Annotated in this window: 17 protein-coding genes; 9 read left to right on the forward strand and 8 right to left on the reverse strand. The window is 45.8% G+C overall.

Annotation, left to right across the window (positions count from 1 at the left end):
* Positions 1-188 precede the first annotated feature (188 nt).
* Positions 189-659, forward strand: coding sequence for a hypothetical protein (locus tag MKX76_RS07745; protein ID WP_341033380.1), 471 nt, complete (start codon positions 189-191; stop codon positions 657-659).
* A 288-nt stretch (positions 660-947) separates the two neighbouring features.
* Here the strand turns inward: MKX76_RS07745 and MKX76_RS07750 are convergent, their stop codons facing one another.
* Complete coding sequence (locus MKX76_RS07750; protein ID WP_341033381.1) at positions 948-1,775, reverse strand: HAD-IIB family hydrolase; 828 nt, start codon at positions 1,773-1,775, stop codon at positions 948-950.
* Between the two features lie 76 nt (positions 1,776-1,851).
* Here MKX76_RS07750 and MKX76_RS07755 point away from each other — a divergent pair, with 76 nt between their 5' ends.
* The 3 genes from MKX76_RS07755 (at position 1,852) to MKX76_RS07765 (ending at position 4,154) form a co-directional block, all read left to right on the forward strand.
* Positions 1,852-2,844 carry a LacI family DNA-binding transcriptional regulator gene (locus MKX76_RS07755; RefSeq protein WP_341033383.1) on the forward strand — a complete coding sequence of 331 codons (993 nt, stop codon included), beginning with the start codon at positions 1,852-1,854 and terminating at the stop codon, positions 2,842-2,844.
* A gap of 299 nt (positions 2,845-3,143) precedes the next feature.
* The gene (locus MKX76_RS07760) at positions 3,144-3,596 is read left to right on the forward strand and encodes a VOC family protein (RefSeq protein ID WP_007128009.1); all 453 of its coding nucleotides are present in this window, start codon (positions 3,144-3,146) and stop codon (positions 3,594-3,596) included.
* A gap of 159 nt (positions 3,597-3,755) precedes the next feature.
* Complete coding sequence (locus tag MKX76_RS07765) at positions 3,756-4,154, forward strand: DUF3221 domain-containing protein (protein WP_341033386.1); 399 nt, start codon at positions 3,756-3,758, stop codon at positions 4,152-4,154.
* Positions 4,155-4,297: 143 nt separating this feature from the next.
* Here the strand turns inward: MKX76_RS07765 and MKX76_RS07770 are convergent, their stop codons facing one another.
* Positions 4,298-5,080, reverse strand: coding sequence for a helix-turn-helix transcriptional regulator (locus tag MKX76_RS07770; RefSeq protein ID WP_341033387.1), 783 nt, complete (start codon positions 5,078-5,080; stop codon positions 4,298-4,300).
* Positions 5,081-5,398: 318 nt separating this feature from the next.
* On the opposite strand from MKX76_RS07770, the gene MKX76_RS07775 reads away from it, so the two are divergent.
* Positions 5,399-7,270 (forward strand): beta-L-arabinofuranosidase domain-containing protein, encoded by a 1,872-nt coding sequence (locus tag MKX76_RS07775; protein WP_341033388.1) that lies wholly within the window; start codon positions 5,399-5,401, stop codon positions 7,268-7,270.
* 218 nt (positions 7,271-7,488) lie between these two features.
* On the opposite strand, the gene MKX76_RS07780 is transcribed toward MKX76_RS07775, so the two are convergent.
* The 3 genes from MKX76_RS07780 to MKX76_RS07790 form a co-directional block, all read right to left on the reverse strand.
* Positions 7,489-8,067 (reverse strand): MBL fold metallo-hydrolase, encoded by a 579-nt coding sequence (locus MKX76_RS07780; RefSeq protein WP_341033390.1) that lies wholly within the window; start codon positions 8,065-8,067, stop codon positions 7,489-7,491.
* 15 nt (positions 8,068-8,082) lie between these two features.
* Entirely contained in the window at positions 8,083-8,607 is a 525-nt protein-coding gene (locus MKX76_RS07785) for a DUF5946 family protein (protein ID WP_341033392.1), read from the reverse strand.
* Positions 8,608-8,773: 166 nt separating this feature from the next.
* Positions 8,774-9,991, reverse strand: a complete 1,218-nt coding sequence (locus MKX76_RS07790; protein ID WP_007128003.1) for an MFS transporter — start codon at positions 9,989-9,991, stop codon at positions 8,774-8,776.
* Positions 9,992-10,129: 138 nt separating this feature from the next.
* Between MKX76_RS07790 and MKX76_RS07795 the strand changes: the two genes are divergently transcribed.
* Positions 10,130-11,014 carry a LysR family transcriptional regulator gene (locus MKX76_RS07795; protein WP_007128002.1) on the forward strand — a complete coding sequence of 295 codons (885 nt, stop codon included), beginning with the start codon at positions 10,130-10,132 and terminating at the stop codon, positions 11,012-11,014.
* 61 nt (positions 11,015-11,075) lie between these two features.
* Here the strand turns inward: MKX76_RS07795 and MKX76_RS07800 are convergent, their stop codons facing one another.
* On the reverse strand, positions 11,076-11,636 hold the full coding sequence (locus MKX76_RS07800; protein ID WP_007128001.1) for a VanZ family protein: 561 nt from the start codon (positions 11,634-11,636) through the stop codon (positions 11,076-11,078).
* Positions 11,637-12,184: 548 nt separating this feature from the next.
* On the opposite strand from MKX76_RS07800, the gene MKX76_RS07805 reads away from it, so the two are divergent.
* Both MKX76_RS07805 and MKX76_RS07810 read left to right on the forward strand, forming a co-directional pair.
* The gene (locus MKX76_RS07805; RefSeq protein ID WP_083832584.1) at positions 12,185-12,943 is read left to right on the forward strand and encodes a sensor histidine kinase; all 759 of its coding nucleotides are present in this window, start codon (positions 12,185-12,187) and stop codon (positions 12,941-12,943) included.
* The gene (locus MKX76_RS07810) at positions 12,933-13,622 is read left to right on the forward strand and encodes a response regulator transcription factor (RefSeq protein WP_213615550.1); all 690 of its coding nucleotides are present in this window, start codon (positions 12,933-12,935) and stop codon (positions 13,620-13,622) included. Before MKX76_RS07805 ends, MKX76_RS07810 begins: the two co-directional genes overlap by 11 nt.
* A 420-nt stretch (positions 13,623-14,042) precedes the next feature.
* Here the strand turns inward: MKX76_RS07810 and MKX76_RS07815 are convergent, their stop codons facing one another.
* On the reverse strand, positions 14,043-14,780 hold the full coding sequence (locus MKX76_RS07815) for an SDR family oxidoreductase (RefSeq protein WP_007127997.1): 738 nt from the start codon (positions 14,778-14,780) through the stop codon (positions 14,043-14,045).
* An 82-nt stretch (positions 14,781-14,862) separates the two neighbouring features.
* Positions 14,863-15,117, reverse strand: a complete 255-nt coding sequence (locus tag MKX76_RS07820; RefSeq protein ID WP_007127996.1) for an Atu4866 domain-containing protein — start codon at positions 15,115-15,117, stop codon at positions 14,863-14,865.
* Positions 15,118-15,342: 225 nt separating this feature from the next.
* On the opposite strand from MKX76_RS07820, the gene MKX76_RS07825 reads away from it, so the two are divergent.
* The gene (locus MKX76_RS07825) at positions 15,343-16,266 is read left to right on the forward strand and encodes an AraC family transcriptional regulator (protein WP_007127995.1); all 924 of its coding nucleotides are present in this window, start codon (positions 15,343-15,345) and stop codon (positions 16,264-16,266) included.
* Positions 16,267-16,317: the final 51 nt, after the last annotated feature.

Below are 16,317 nucleotides of genomic sequence, written 5' to 3' on the forward strand. Positions count from 1 at the left end.
TTAATGGGCCGATCGATAAGACCCATAGAGACCATGGGAGCTGCATAATTTGCGGTCTCTTTGTTGTGAGTATGTAAGGGCCTGTGCTGTTTCATGTTGAGAACACTTACACCCTATTATTGAAGATGATGTGACTATTTTTGAAGAAGCAATGGTGCTAGAAGAAAGCTCCTAGAGGGGAACAGGTTTTGTTACAGGAAGCAACGCAATGGTCAACCAGAGCATTCCTCCAAACAACAAAATCATCCGCAAAGCTACGATTTCACCGAAGGGAGTTGGGGAACATGCTTTTGTTAATCTTAGCTTTTTTATGGTTTATTTGGTTTTTGATTGTTATTCTGTATTATTTATGGACCACTTTATTCTGGTCGATGATATTTCGTGCCCAAAAATTTGAGAATGAGGGGAAACGCACACTCTCAGGTTTTGTCACTTTGGTCTCCGTAGCCTTGAACATACTTATCTTGAAAATCATTTGCTATTTTACGGATACGTCGAGTTTGTTCAAATACTCTGAAATTACCTCGGCTTGTTTTACGGTTGCATTTATTTATCTCGTCGCATTAGGAATTGCAACCATTCCTTTTATCAAGAAAGACGGAGCCTATTTGCTGAAGCTTGCTCTATTTGGTAAGCAGAGGAAGAAAAAGAAGTGGTAAAAAACCACCCCATCGTTTTAACTGAGCTCTTTATGAGGTTCGTCATTGTCAGAAGGGATATTTCGATATTTCGCAAGCCATCATTTAAAACCCTGCCTGCGATATAGCTATTTATTGCCCGTATGGAAGAGCTGGTCATCGAGTACAGCGATTTGCAGCTTGTTGAGGCGCATAATCGGCCATGCTGACCAGTTCATCCCGTTTTTCTCCGGATCATGTCGCTTGGGAAAACCAGAGATCCGTTGGATGGTATTTGAACGGAAATCTTCAAACTCTGCGCAGAATATATTACTCCCCAAAGAAATTTCTGCATACATGCAATATACCCTCTGCGTATGGATAAGGAGCAACGTTGTTATGGCCTGCTTTTGCCTCAGCTGTTGCATTCTGGAGAAGATATCCATGGGCAACCATCTGAAGCATCTCGATGTCATTACCACTGTCTCCAAAGGCCAATGTTTTGGAAGGGAGGACCTGACAATAATCCATCAGGAATTGAACAGCCGCTTTTTTTTCAGTTCCAGCCGGGATAAAATCGACATCATATGCGTGCTCCGGATCTCCCGCCTTTGGATTGCAAACATTGATATTAATGCCGATCCCCTGATTTGCAGCCAGGTGCCTGATGATGCTTAAATCGTATTGGGTTCTGGCTGCTGATATCGGATAATAATAGTAGTTCATTTTATATCCGGATTGACCAAATTGAGTTTGTTCGTGAAGGAGAATGTTGTATGTTGATTTTAATTCGCTAATTAAATCTTCCACATCTCTTCGAGAGTATCCGGATGCTCCAATAATCTTTGTCCATGATGGAACAGTAACCAGATGTCCGTCAGACTCCACCTCCCACATCTCTGTGCCCAGATTGCTCGCTATATAATGGGGGAGCAGCGTCATACCGGCTATTTTCATTTTTGCTTGTATTTGCTGAACACTGCTTCCGGTGACCCAAGCTATCTTTACTTGACGATTTCTGGCCAGCTGCTGGAGGTATTGCTCCAGCTCGTATACCATATTGAGTTGTTCAGGCAAACATTCATGCGGGTAATAGGTTTCGTCGAAATCGAAAAATATCAGGTGTTCAGTTACAGCGGGGGTATAGATGACTTCCATGCATGTCATTCCTCCTACAGTTTGTTAACGATATCATAGTTGCAGGGAACGTTCCCAGGTCAATACTTTAGATGAGGTGTTCGTTTTGCCCACCATAATAGATATTTCTCGAGTAAGCGGTCTCTCCAAGTCAACCGTATCACGCGTGTTAAACAACCATCCGCATGTATCGGATGAGAGCAGACAAAAAGTCCAGAAAGCCATTAAGCAGCTGGGATATGTCCGTAATACGCAGGGGGTTCAGTTGCGTCTTCAGGCCAGCAATCATATCGGTGTGATTGTCCCGGATGTGGAGCATCCCTTTTTCAGTCAGCTTGTTAGCGCATTAAGTCGGTCTTTAGGCTCAGCGGGGTATCGACTTGTCATCTATCAGATCGAATTATCCCGCGAGTATGAACGAGATGTGTATGCCCGATTGTTACGACGAGAAATGGATGCCGTGGTTATTGCTCATTCCCATTTCTCTGAAAGAGAGATTAAAGAATATATAGGTTCTTCCATTGGAATCATATGCAACGAAGCGATGGACGGAGAGTTCCTCGATGTCTTTCGATTGGATGAAGAAGATGCGGTCTTTCAAGCGACAGCCTATTTGCTGTCCAAGGGGCGCCGTCATTTATTTTTCTGTATGGATCAACTGACACCATTGCAAGAGCGAAGATGGAGAGGGTTTCAACTGGCTCACCAACAATTTGGTCTTGCTTGTACGAAAGCGCAATGTTACACGGGGCTGGTGACTATGGAGGATGGTTACTCTTTGGGAGAACAATTATTTACTTCTGATGATTTGCCGGATGGAATGATAACAGGTAGTGACTTTGTAGCTACCGGTATTTTGAAGGCAGCAAAGCAAACGGGGATATCCGTACCGCAAAATATGTCCATCATCGGATGCGATAACCATCCTGTAGGACTGATGACTGACCCGGAGCTGACCACATTAACCAATTGTATTTCCGATATGGTGAGGGATGTTACGGAATGTCTTACCAGGAGATTGAAGGGACTGCAATTTGCTCCTATCGTGAAAACCTACAAGGCCTCGCTGATTATCCGTAAATCTACTTAAAAAAAGAGAAGTGAAGGTCAAAATAAAAAGAACGACCGCGATCTCTACTAAACAGTGACACCTTTCAATTAAAACGACAAGAAGATTCATGCTTTAATAGCCGCATAGCTGCGGCTATTTGCGTTTTAACCGTATATGCTCTTGTCAAACCCCCACGCCATGAGCATATCGTTAGATGAAAAAGAAAGAACATTCGAACTGTGACAAGTTGGTACCGAATTGGAAGGGATTAATAATCACTCATAGAATAACAAGAAGATGATTATGTAATAAAATTTCGACAATAAGGAGATCAAACTATGGCAAATAACAAATTATTAAGAATGGACAATGTTGGCATCGTTGTGGATTCACTCGATGACGCAATCTCTTTCTTCGAGGAAATTGGCTTGAAGCTTGAAGGACGAGCTACTGTCGAAGGTGAATGGGCTGGTCGCGTAACCGGGCTGGGCTCACAGAATGTAGAGATTGCTATGATGGTTACACCGGATGGCCACAGCCGACTTGAACTTTCGCGATTTCTCACCCCGCCTACTATATCAGACCACCGAACTGCTCCTGTAAATGCTCTCGGTTATCTGCGGGTCATGTTCGCCGTTGAAGACATTGACGAAATGGTATCCAGACTCTCTAAACATGGTGCTGTGCTCGTTGGCGAAATTGTTCAGTACGGGGACTCGTACCGGCTCTGCTACATTCGTGGCGTTGAAGGACTTCTAATCGGTTTGGCCGAACAAATCGGTAATAATTAAGTAACGTTTTTTACGGACGCGAAGGCTGCCTTAGCCGGCTAAGACGGCTAAGGCAGCCTTCGTGTTGTTGGAGTGCGGGCCATTTGCTGACTATGCGCTCGATCCTTACAGTACTTTTATGGCCCGGGAGCTGTAACCAAACTTGCGGAGCTTGATGTAATGAACAAGAAAATTTTCAAAAAAGGTACGGCAATGCATTATCAGAAAATAATGCTGTGTATTTTAATTAGTATGTTTATAGTTACCGGCTGTTCAAATAAAGATAAGAAAGAGGAGTATCCAGTTTACGAAGGTACTGTAGTATATAAGACTGATCAAAGTGACATGTACAAACTTTTCGTTCTTCAAAATATAAGTGAGGAGGATTTAAAAAAAGGTAATCTTGAGTATTTTGTAAAATTGGCACAAGACCAACCGGAAGCTTCATTTTATTTGGTTGAAAAAGAGACTTACGAATCAATTGAAGTAGGACAAAAAGTGAAAATCACTTCTGGCTTAGACCAGCTAGAATCCTTTCCACCTATTCGATTTGTTAAGCGTATTGAAAAAATCAATTAAAATACCATCATTATTGTTTTAACCCCTGCCCTTTACGAACGCTCTCGATAGTCAAGAATATGATCCCAAAGAAAGTCGCTAACTTAGCGGCTTTTTTTATCGCTACAATTTCTTGTCACGAATGGAGGAGGGCATATGCTGGTTTAGCTTTGTTCAGCGGCCGCGCCTGCGGAGCTCCGGAAGGAACGTGGAGTACAGCCAGCAATTCGGCGAAATTGTCTGGAGAAGTGCTCGACATTCCGGTAGCCGCACAATGCAGCAATGTCAGCGATCCTCTGCGAGCCGTATAACAGCCGTTCTTTGGCCAGTCGAACCCTGCTCTGAATGACATCTTCCATGCATGAGACGCCGAAGGCGGATTTGTACAAGGCCTGCAAATAACTCGGACTCAGATGGACGGATTCCGCCATGACCGGAACGGACCATGCAAAGCCCGGATTATTGTGAATCCGCTTGCGAAGCTCCAGCAATTGATGCTCGTCCGGCTGTCTATCCGTCTCCCGGGCGGCCTCCAGCAGCTTATGGAACATCAGCCGGAGCAAATAATCGATCGACAATTCCCGATAGTCGTACTGGAAGAAATGCTCGGTAGCGAGAAGTTGAAACAGCCTGCTGAAGTAGCCGGGGTCTACCAACGGCAACGGAACGCCTAACGGCAGCGTCGTTTCCGTCAAGTAGGATTCGTCGGTATCGAAGCGCACCCAGTCGTTGACGAATTGCTCCGCACAGGCACGATACCAGATTTTCTGTCCAGGCCGAAAAAGCAAGGCGCAATTGGCCGGGTATTCCCTGACGCTGCCCTGCACCCAGATTTCGGCCGGAGTATGTGTCAAAATAAGCAACCAGAAATCATGACCCTCCGGAAAATCATACAGAAAGTCGCCGGGATGGGCCGCACCGTATCCGACATAATAAATCGTTGTCATCGTTTCCTCGCAATCCTCGCAATAATAGAATTGATCAAGTAAAAGCAAGTATAAATCATTTTCCGGCAAAAGTCAGTCCTCTATACTATCCCTGATCCCGAAATATTAAGATGCGATGATACTTGGGCATGGGGACCTTCATGCGCTCCAATCCGATCATTTGGGCCGTTCATCCGGACCAGTGGGGGGGAGCAACGATAGTTCTCATTCCCCAATTCTACGGTTTATGTAGAGACAAAAATACTTTTTCAAGGCGTTCCGGTAACCGGGCTGAAAGGTTACAGCCCGTCCGGCCGACATCTCGACAGGAGGGATACGATGAAAGCATTGATGGGTAAACAGGTCATTGTAAAAGAGCATGATCTGATTCGCAGGGAACGAGCGAACAGAAGCTATCTGATGAAGCTGGACAGCGGTCATCTGTTGTTTAATTATCAATTGGAGGCCGGCAGATTTCACGGCAGAACGATTCCCGAAGGTGCGCACGGCGGTTGGGAGACGCCGGTCTGCCAATTGCGCGGACATTTTCTTGGTCATTGGTTGTCGGGCGCGGCGATGCATTACGAAAAAAGCGGCGACATGGAAATAAAGGCCAAACTGGATGCGATCGTGCAGGAGCTGCATGAATGCCAACGGGATAACGGCGGGCAGTGGGTCGGTCCGATTCCCGAAAAGTATCTGCACTGGATTGCAAGGGGCAAAAGCATCTGGGCGCCCCAATACAATCTGCATAAAATATTGATGGGACTGGTCGATGCCTGGCAATATGCCGGTAATCGACAGGCGCTCGATATCGTGGATCGGTTCGCGGACTGGTTTGTTAATTGGAGCGGCACTTTTACAAGAGAGCAATTCGACGATATTCTCGATGTGGAGACAGGCGGGATGCTTGAGGTATGGGCCGATCTGCTGCACATAACCGGGGCGGATAAATATCGTGTGCTGCTGGAACGCTACTATCGCAGCCGGCTGTTTCAACCCTTGCTGGAGGGCAAGGATCCCCTTACGAATATGCATGCAAACACCACGATCCCGGAAGTGCTCGGCTGTGCGAGAGCTTATGAGGTTACCGGAGACGACAGGTGGCTGTCCATCGTCCAAGCGTATTGGAAATGCGCGGTTACGGAGAGAGGAAGCCTTGCGACAGGCGGTCAAACCGCTGGTGAGGTCTGGATGCCGAAGATGAAGATGAAGGCGCGTCTGGGTGACAAAAATCAAGAGCATTGCACGGTCTATAACATGATCCGCCTGGCCGAGTTCTTATTTCGTCAAACGGGCGATCCATCCTACGCGCAATATATCGAATACAATCTCTACAATGGCATTATGGCGCAAGCCTATTATCAGGAATATGGCTTGACGGGCAGTCAGCATAAGCATCCTCATACCGGACTGCTGACCTATTTTCTTCCCATGAAGGCCGGTCTGCGTAAGGAGTGGAGCACGGAAACCGACAGCTTCTTCTGCTGCCATGGCACGATGGTTCAGGCGAATGCGGCCTGGAATAAGGGAATTTATTATCAGGACGGGGAAATCATCTATATCAGTCAATACTTCGATTCCGAGTTGCGCACAAGCATCGATGGTACCGACATACAGATCGTACAGACGCAGGACAAAATGAGCGGCAGCCTGCTATCCTCATCTAACACAGCTGGGTATCAAGCCATTAATGATACAGCGGCGACGAATGAAAATATGCCTGCCTTCCGGAAGTACGATTTCATCGTATCCACTGCGGCGCCGACAACATTCACGCTCCGCTTCCGCATACCGGAGTGGATCATGGCAGAGGCTTCCGTATACGTCAATGACCAGTTGCAGGGGACGACTCGAGACAGCAGCAGCTTCTACGACATTCACAGAGCATGGAAGGAAGGCGATACCGTCTCGATTATGCTGCCAATCGGCATTCGGTTTGTTCCGCTGCCCGACGACGAACGGACGGGTGCTTTCCGATACGGTCCGGAAGTGCTGGCGGGCTTGTGCGAGGCGGAACGTCAGCTCTATGTGGAGGATGAGAATATCGCGTCCGCCATTGAGAACGAGAATGAGCGCGAGTGGGGGAGTTGGCGTTATTTCTTCAAAACAGTCAACCAGGATCCTGCCATCACGTTCAAACGAATTCGGGATATCGGGTACGAGCCTTATCAAATTTACTTCAAAGTAACGGGTGCAAAATCGAAGTGAAACTGAAGATCCAGAGAGAAGTAAGCTTTTGAAAGTCAAAAACGGTGTCCCTTTTTAAGCCGCATACGCGCGGCTTTTTACTTTATAGGACCAAGAGGACCAAGTTAAAATCATTCCCAAGCGAAGCACATCATCCAGATTGCCCTGCGATAGTTGATAGAAATTCCCAAAATTTATTATATGTCTATCCGAGTTTAGAGGTGCTGCTCATTCAACTTTCAAAGTGAGAAGGGATCCCCATGCCCTGGAAATACCTGTTTTTCGTTTGTGCTTCTTATTTGTGACCAACTAATATCCACCTTCTCGTTCGATTCAATCATGTAGTGGTTTGGAAAAGGCAAATCACCTGTAAAAATACCTACTCCTTCGATAATAATACTGATGGAATCTTCTGAGTGACCTGGTGTGTGCAGAATGTATCCAGGAATACCAAATCTGTTAGTGAACGCTGGTTTATCGTTTTCGTTGATGATGTTGTTGGGATTGATTTCAATTTCTTTATAATTGTGCAGTTTTTTCAGGAAGTTATTTGCTGATTCAAGAAAAGACAGTTGTGTTCTGCTGATCATCAATTCTACGCCCAAGGATTGTAGCTCTTGGGCGATTCCACAATGATCAGGATGAAAGTGAGTTACAATCAAATGATGAACAGCATTCAGATTGATTCCATATTTTCGCAATTGACTCGTCATTTTTCCTAGCGTACCCGGTATGCCTGTATCGATTAATAGATACTTCTTCTGGTGCTCTATTGCATAATAATTTGTTGAGCCATATCCAATATTTATAACATTCATGTTGTCCTCCGTTTTTTATCGTTCATATTTGTTGATATAGAGATCACCTACAATTTTTGCAATTACATGAAACTGATTGTATGCATGATATACATCAATTGCCCATGTTAATAGCATCGACTCGAATTCATCCTGTTTAAGTCCTACTAAGTCCGTAACGGTTAAGTTTCCTCTTTCTAGTACGGGCAATGCAGGGATCAAAGCATCCGGGTGCGATAATTTGTATTTATCCATCATATCGCTCAACAGAGGAGTTTTCGAATACTCCCATTCTATATTTCTTTCAAGTATTAAATACTGTCTGGTGAGATGCAAATTGTTGTTCCATCTGCCATGAACCTCCGAATGCTGCAGACAATGTGCATCAGTATATATAAATTGAGAAAGACCATTTCCTCCTACAAAATGACTTGCTATATGATTGAAAATGTCAAAACATTCAATAACTCCACCAGCAGTGTTTGATCCACAAAATTGGCATTGACCATAAGCCTTCAACTTCACGCCTTTTTTCTGTGCTTGTCGCTCTATATTCTGCATATTAAAGCTCACCTTCGCTAATTATCATCAAATTGAAAAATTCCTCTATTGCATCCACCCTTTAGAATCACTTTAAGGGTTAACGCTACGTTAAAGTCAAATTATATTCGCCTGGTTTACCGCATGTTTGAATCATTCAGCCCATGGAGATAACCGTCTCTAGTCTTTATCTTTTATTAAACTTCAAGGTTACAAAAACGGCCCCCGCGACCGAAGCTGCCGCAATCACACCCGCAAACAGCGAGGCACCCGGGGAGATGCTGGTCATATCGATCAAAAAACCTGTTCCGATGGGCAGCAGCGCGGCAGGTACGTATCCTCCGATATTCAGTACCGCATTGGCTTCGGCGCGGCGATGTTCCGGGACATGCAAGCTGATCAGCGTGAGGCCTCCAAGCTGCCCCAACCCCTGTCCAACACCTGCGAATACCGCAGCTATTACAAGGATTGCTGGTGCCGATAACATAACAGCAGATACCAGGCAGCTCATGGACAAAAGGATAACCGCACTACCCATGAGAAACAGACTGCGCACGGAGAACCTTTTGACAACGAATTGGATTCCCGTGGCCGCCAAGAACATGATACAGGCCGTTCCTCCAGCGACCAAGGGACTGGTCACATGCAGTAGCTTGGACAGCAGCGGCGGACCCAGAGACAGTACAAAGGAAGTCGAGGTAATGCCCGGAGCAAACACGGATATTCCCATCGCTAAATGCAGACGGTTATGCTTAGGGACCGACGGGAAGCGCAGCTTCCATTCTCCGTGCGTAGGATGCCGCCGGGAAGGGAGACGGGATGCCACCAGAAAGGCTGTCGCTAAAATGATTAATTGCGCGGAATACACAGGCACAACAGGGTACGCAAGAAATTGGGCCATCATTCCGGCCAGCAGCGGCCCGAGTCCGGCTCCGAGGACCATAGCCACGGAAGCGGCAAGGGATGCCAGTTGTCTCTTGCTGTGTCCACCGGAGTCCACTACCGCCGCCATGCCGGCGGAAACGATGACGCCGACGGCTATGCCTGTCAGCAACCGAGCTGCCAGCAGCATGCCGACCGATTCGGCCGATGCGAACAGCGCACAGGCGGCCACCGCAGCCAAAAGACCCGGATAAAGCACCGCCTTGCGTCCGAACCGGTCGGACAACTGGCCGGCTGCGAGCAGGCTGCCAAGCAAGCCCGCGATATAAGCGGCAAAAATAACCGTTAGGGTTCCATTCGTGAATCCCAGCGCCGTCTGCCACTGGACATACAGCGGCGTCGCTGAATTGGACAGCATGAATACAGCCGTAACGATCCAAGCTGTAGACAAGATGCGGCGAGTAGATACGCGGGTGCCCTCCGAGGTCTGAGAAAGCCCCGCTTTTTTTGCATGATCGATCAATATAATCTCCTCCTTACAACCTTAAATGCGTGCGATGTCTCCGTATTGCCGTGCAATTAGAATAAGTTATAATAGTACATAACTGAAATACATATTTGTAATAAAGGGAATAACCACGTGGTTATGAAGGTGTGCGCGATGAAAATAAACTTGAACCACCTGAATGTCTTTATGGCTGCCGCCGAGAAATTAAACATTACCGAAGCAGCGAAAGCGTTGTTTATTTCCCAACCCGCTGTGAGCAAGACGATTAAACAGCTTGAAGATGCGCTGCAAGTGAGACTGTTTGTGAGGGATAGGCAGAAGGGGATCATTCTGACCGATGTCGGCAGAGAGGTTCTGGTATTGGCGAGGCAGATGCAATCCATTGAAAACCGCATTTTTCAGGTAGCCAGCCGGGAGAGCCAGCTCTTATCTGGAACAATCAAAATCGGCTCGTTTCCCGCTGCGTCGTCCCTGTTACTTCCTGAGGCTATCGCCAGGTTCCGGGCCAAGTATCCTCACGTTCAAATTGAACTCCATGAGGGGGTATCCGACCAGATCAAGGAATGGGTCACCGACCGTGCCGTGGAAATTGGGCTTGTCGCGTCCCCGTTTACGGAATTTGAGCACTATAGCCTGGTTCAGGATCACATGGTGGCGATCATTCCGGACGATCATGAGCTGCACGATACGGCGGTTGTCGACCTCGGAAGGTACCAGCATGACATGATTTATTGTAAAGGCGGGCATGAGGCGGCGATGAACAGCATACTTCAGCAGCACCACTTAAATCTCGAAAGCAATTTGACCGTCCAAACCGCCGAAACCCTGATCCATATGGTCCGTAGACGGCTCGGGATCGGTCTTGTTTTCGACTTTACGCTATCCTCCGTGTCCCATGGGCTCACCGTTAAGCCGGTTACGCCTGTGATTACCAGGGAGATCGGAGTTATCGCAATTTCTTTCGATGAGATTTCCCCCGCGTCCATGGAATTTGTCCGTATGATGGCAGATGATGAAACAAGCCGTTTCGGTAAATAAAACAAGGCATCGAACTGCGAATGGAAGCATCCATACCGTTCAGTGCCTTGTCTTTTTTTATCTAAAGTTTCTTATAAAGCCGATGATTTATAGGGAGAAGCCATTTTAGAAGAGATGCAAACGGTTTGAATTTTATAGCTTGTTTAATTAAGAAATAACCTACTACGCATCCTATCGTGTTAGCTATCAAGTCGTTGATGTCGATACTTCTTGAGCTGCCAAGTAATAGTTTAATAATGAGCTGCATCAGCTCTATGCCAAATGATACGGACAACCCCGTCCGAATTGCTTGTTTTAAGGAATAAACGGTGCGAGGCGCAAGCCACAAGAAAACACCCAGTGGAATGAACAGGATAATATTTAATATAAAGCTTGTCATATCAATGGTTAGAATAGGAATAAAGTTGATCGAGCTGTACCATGGAGCCTGATTGCGGTGAACCCCAAAGGTCAGCTCAATAGGTAAAAAGACAAAATAAATGACACCCAACGAATAGCCGCTAAATAAAATTTCAAGTAAGGTCACTCTCTTGTTTTTATAGGTAATCACCCTAAAAATGATATACAGTAGTGCTAAAGGTATCAAAACGGCTAATGGTGGAATAGTGTATAACAAATCCATGAAAGTCTCTCTCCTTCGTAGTAACTTAATTTCCTTATTCAGCTTACAAAGAGAAAGTTTAGAATATGTAAAGTATATTTAAAGAATTTTAAAGTTTTACATAAACAAAAGCAGTGATCGAGTATTCTTGGAACTGAGGTTCATTAGATTTTGTGAGTATTAATCATTTTTAATAAAAATTAAATATGGAGTGAATTGTATGGAATCTACATATCATAGGATGCGATTGGAGCTGGCGAAGTTTATCAGCATAAGTGCAGTGCTTGCAGGGGGAACTTGTTTTGTACTAATGGCTGTTATTCTGATCATTAGAGTTATTTCAGATGATCTATATAACCTTGTCATCAACCTGGTTAATGAACTTAACGGACTATTCCCCAGGTTGTTTCCTATTATATTTTTTGTTTTTTTCCTATTTCTCATTTTCAGCATGTTTATTGTGTCTCGACGGTCATTTCGTTACTATACAGAGGTATCCCAAATGCTTCAATCGATGGCCGAAGGGAAATTGGACGTAAAATTACCTGTGAGTGATCGGGGTACGTTGATTGGAAATTTGGCACAGAATATTTCTTGTTCATCAGCTAGAACTCTCCCTGCAGCAGGAGAGAGCAGCAGAAGAATCGAAGAATGAGCTAATCACTTCTGTTTCCCATGATTTACGCACGCCATTAACTTCAATTCTTGGTTATCTCTATATTATTGAACAGGATCGTTACAAAGATGAAGTCGAAATGCGCTATTATACGTCTATCATCTATGAGAAGAGCAAAAATTTAGATCGCCTTGTTAATGAACTGTTTGAGTATGTTCGTACAAAAAATCCGAAGCTAACCCTTCATAAAGAAAAAATAAATATGACTCGATTGCTCCAACAGCTGGCTGCTCAGTATATTCCTGAATTAAAAGCCAATCGGATGGAAGCTCGTTTAAGTTTACCTGGTCGCGAAGTCTGGCTTTATGCAGATGCTGAGAAACTCGTACGAGTATACGAAAATATTATAAACAACGCATTGCGATATGGCGCGGATGGTAAGTGGCTTGATATCCGACTCCAGGAGGACGAGAAAGGGATTTGTATTGAAATAAAAAATTACGGGAAACCGATTCCTAAGCACTCTCTTCCATATGTTTTTGAACGCTTTTATCGAGCAGATGAGGCGCGTACGGAAGAAGGTTCAGGTCTCGGGCTTGCCATAGCCAAAAATATTGTAGAACTTCATCAAGGGGAAATTTGGGTGAAGAGTGATGAGAGCGGGACAGCTTTCTTTACTTTGTTTGAAAGGGAGAACATCGATGAACGCTAACATATTGGTGGTAGACGACGATCCGGAAATTGTAAGACTCGTGGAGCTTGCACTTCGACAAGAAGGTCATAACGTCTTCACAGCTGCTACTGGATTGGAAGCTTTACGATGCTTTCAGGAACTAGAGATTGACCTTGTAATCGTAGATGTGATGATGCCTGAGATGGACGGACTTACGTTTTCTAAGGAAGTTAGAAAGACAGAGAACGTGCCTATTCTCATGCTAAGCGCCAAATCGGAGGACATGGACAAGATAGAAGGATTATTGATTGGTGCAGATGATTATATGACCAAGCCGTTTCATCTTTTGGAGTTAATTGTAAGGGTGAAGGCCCTTCTGAGACGCGCCTATCCGGCAAAAAACAATCCATCTCAAGGTTCTTCTGTCCTGCAATTTGGACCACTTACGATCGACCATAAACGTTACGAAGTAAGATACAATGAAGAAAAAATCGTCCTCACCGCAAAAGAATTTGATATTTTATATTTACTTGCAAGTCATCCAGGGCAAGTATTTCCCGCCGAAGACATTTTCCAGAAGGTATGGAAGGAAAAATATTATGAGGGCAATAATACTGTGATGGTACACATCAGCAACCTGCGAGAGAAAGTGGACAAATTGCTAGGCTATAAGCTCATTCAGACGGTATGGGGTGTCGGATATAAAATTGAGATTTGAAGAACGAATACAAGCGGGGGCGACACTGTGCGAAAGCACTGTTGCCCACTTTAAATTTTCGGAACCTCGTAAGTAGAGGTGATTGGCTCATTGCTGATTTAGCTGTGCTAACAAACAAAGACGGAAAAATGTTGGGGTGCCAGGGGCAAGCAACACCTGTGCAATAATTGCAGGGTAATTGTCTAGCACGGTAGTCATAAACAAATGACGAAAAAGCGTAACTCAATAGGTTATGGGTGGGCGGGAGTTGCCGCATACTTCTAACCCATTAGGCCTATCTTCAAACAAAACTTTCCGCTGACGGAATCGGAGGGGGAGTTTGAAGCAAACAAGCAGCCGAGTCGATGGGTTGACTGACTGCCTGATTCATCCTTCAATATTTGAAGACCCGTTGCTCCAGGTCCTTTCTCTGTCACATTGTTATGCAAGCTGGGCAGTTGGCCGCACCACTAACTCATTGACGTCGACATCTGCCGGTTGCTCAATCGCATAAGCAATAGCTCGGGCAATGGCAAAAGCAGGCAGAGCGTCACGTCGGTACGTTTTCATGAGTTCCCTGGCCTCGTCATCCGAAATACTCTCTGCGAGCTCAGACTGTGTTACGCCCGGGGAAACCAGCGTTACCCTAATGTCTGCTCCAACTTCCTGCCGCAAGCCTTCCGTGATGGCGCGAACGGCATATTTGGTTGCACAGTAGACTGCTGCCGTTGGTGACACTGCATAGGCACCGATGGAAGCCAAGTTAATGATATGACCGGATTGCTGCTCTCTCATGATGGGAAGACCTGCAGCGATGCCATGCAGAACTCCGCGAATATTGACGTCAATCATTCGGTTCCATTCCTCAATTTTCAAGGCAGCCAAAGGAGAGAGGGGCATTACGCCGGCATTGTTTACAATGACGTCGACTTGGCCGAACCGGGTCTGCGCCAAGCGGATGATGGACTGCATTTGCTCGATATTCGTCACGTCCAGCTGTTGAAATAGTACCGAGCCTCCTTCTGTCTCAATCGTCGAAGCCAAAGCTGCCAGTCTTTCCACGCGTCTGGCCCCCATAACAACATGCGCTCCCTGACTGGCAAGAAGCTTGGCCGTCGCTTCACCAATCCCGCTGCTTGCTCCTGTAATGACAACAACTTTACCCTGGATTTTTGACATGAAACATTTCTCCTCTTCCATTTGATTATGCTAATTGTTCGATTAAACGGTAACTAATTAATAAACTAAACAAGGAAATCTCCTACTCCTCACGATAGAGAACCATACCGGCGTGGTAAAGCACTGAATCCCGGAAATCACCGTCTGCGGTAAACCCGGTATCATCTACGTACTCAATATGGTCGCCTATAATGGTATACCGGCCTTGATAAGCGCTTTTTCGATTACCGCGTGCCTCGTCATACCGCCCGTTCGGCAGCAGTTCATGTCGAATATAACCGTCTTTGGTCACCCACATGCCGACATATGGATGGTTTTGTTCGTTTGGTGTACTCATACAATTTCTCCTCTCGTCTCGTTTGCGTGTATTGGGCTGTCATTTACCTACCTTGTAAGTTTGCTTATGGATAGGTCTCCCATTCCGCTAACGCATTTTTTTACATATCGATTATCGCAACTTCGAGCGGAGAGTCGGTAGCCGGATCCTGCAGGATCATTGTCAAATCCTCCAGAGAAAGATAAAGTAAGGTTAATTACATCAGTAAAAAGAAGGGGAAGACTAATGGATGCATGGTTCGAGAAACAAAGAAAGGAACTTCTACATATCATAGAGAAATTCACGCTAGAAGACGGAACGCATGACACGAAAGTTCCCGGTTTGCGCCTGATTCGTGCTTCCAGGACGTCCGAGCCGGTTTATTCCGTTTATGAACCTTCTCTTTGCGTCGTAGCTCAAGGTTCCAAGGTAGTTATATTAGGGCAGGAGATGTACCAATATGATTCAAACAGCTTTTTAACCGCATCGGTACATCTGCCGATTACTGGACAGGTGATGGAAGCTTCGAGTGAAACACCATATGTCAGTGCGCAGATCATTTTCGATATGAAACAGATTGTTGACGTCATTCAGGCTGCCGGAGATTCGATGAGAGCAGGAAATGAAACATGCCGGGGACTAAAGGTAAGCCAAATCGACCATGCCCTCCTGGATGCAGTGCTGCGGCTTGTAAAATTGATCGAAGCGCCGCAAGATATCCCGGTGCTTGCGCCTTACGCTATGCGAGAGGTTATTTACCGGGTGCTCCAGAAAGAAAATAACGCTTCGCTGAAGCAGATTGCAGTTATCGGAAGTCATGCACAACGCATCGCAGGGGTCGTCGAAAAGCTTAATCGCGACTTTGCCCAGCCCCTGCGCGTCGATGATTTAGCCGCAGAGGCCCGCATGAGCGCTTCGTCTTTATACGATTATTTTAAGGAAGTCACAGGGATGAGTCCGATCCAGTTTCAGAAACAGATCCGATTGCAAGAGGCACGCCGGTTACTCCTGACAGGATCCATCGATGCGGCCGAAGCTGCATTTCAGGTTGGATATGAGAGCCCATCGCATTTTAGCAGGGAATATGCGCGGATGTTTGGGCAGCCACCAATCCGGGACGTTCGTCGTCTGCGTAGCACCCTTATGGATGAAACGGCTAGCGACGGTTAACGAAGCATGCTTCAACAAGAATTTTGCAGAAATAGTAGGGATATGTGGGGC

It is taken from the genome of Paenibacillus sp. FSL R5-0810, from assembly GCF_038002285.1.
In the GTDB taxonomy this organism is placed as follows: Bacteria; Bacillota; Bacilli; order Paenibacillales; family Paenibacillaceae; genus Paenibacillus_AQ; species Paenibacillus_AQ lactis.

What these genes read in the sequence shown, in the direction of transcription:
- MKX76_RS07825 (WP_007127995.1), top strand. Translation starts at nt 15,343, where the DNA reads ATGGATGCATGGTTCGAGAAACAAAGAAAGGAACTTCTACATATCATA.
- MKX76_RS07815 (WP_007127997.1), bottom strand. Translation starts at nt 14,780, where the DNA reads ATGTCAAAAATCCAGGGTAAAGTTGTTGTCATTACAGGAGCAAGCAGC.
- MKX76_RS07785 (WP_341033392.1), bottom strand. Translation starts at nt 8,607, where the DNA reads ATGCAGAATATAGAGCGACAAGCACAGAAAAAAGGCGTGAAGTTGAAG.
- MKX76_RS07820 (WP_007127996.1), bottom strand. Translation starts at nt 15,117, where the DNA reads ATGAGTACACCAAACGAACAAAACCATCCATATGTCGGCATGTGGGTG.
- MKX76_RS07775 (WP_341033388.1), top strand. Translation starts at nt 5,399, where the DNA reads ATGAAAGCATTGATGGGTAAACAGGTCATTGTAAAAGAGCATGATCTG.
- MKX76_RS07780 (WP_341033390.1), bottom strand. Translation starts at nt 8,067, where the DNA reads ATGAATGTTATAAATATTGGATATGGCTCAACAAATTATTATGCAATA.
- MKX76_RS07800 (WP_007128001.1), bottom strand. Translation starts at nt 11,636, where the DNA reads ATGGATTTGTTATACACTATTCCACCATTAGCCGTTTTGATACCTTTA.
- MKX76_RS07810 (WP_213615550.1), top strand. Translation starts at nt 12,933, where the DNA reads ATGAACGCTAACATATTGGTGGTAGACGACGATCCGGAAATTGTAAGA.
- MKX76_RS07750 (WP_341033381.1), bottom strand. Translation starts at nt 1,775, where the DNA reads ATGGAAGTCATCTATACCCCCGCTGTAACTGAACACCTGATATTTTTC.
- MKX76_RS07770 (WP_341033387.1), bottom strand. Translation starts at nt 5,080, where the DNA reads ATGACAACGATTTATTATGTCGGATACGGTGCGGCCCATCCCGGCGAC.
- MKX76_RS07760 (WP_007128009.1), top strand. Translation starts at nt 3,144, where the DNA reads ATGGCAAATAACAAATTATTAAGAATGGACAATGTTGGCATCGTTGTG.
- MKX76_RS07765 (WP_341033386.1), top strand. Translation starts at nt 3,756, where the DNA reads ATGAACAAGAAAATTTTCAAAAAAGGTACGGCAATGCATTATCAGAAA.
- MKX76_RS07795 (WP_007128002.1), top strand. Translation starts at nt 10,130, where the DNA reads ATGAAAATAAACTTGAACCACCTGAATGTCTTTATGGCTGCCGCCGAG.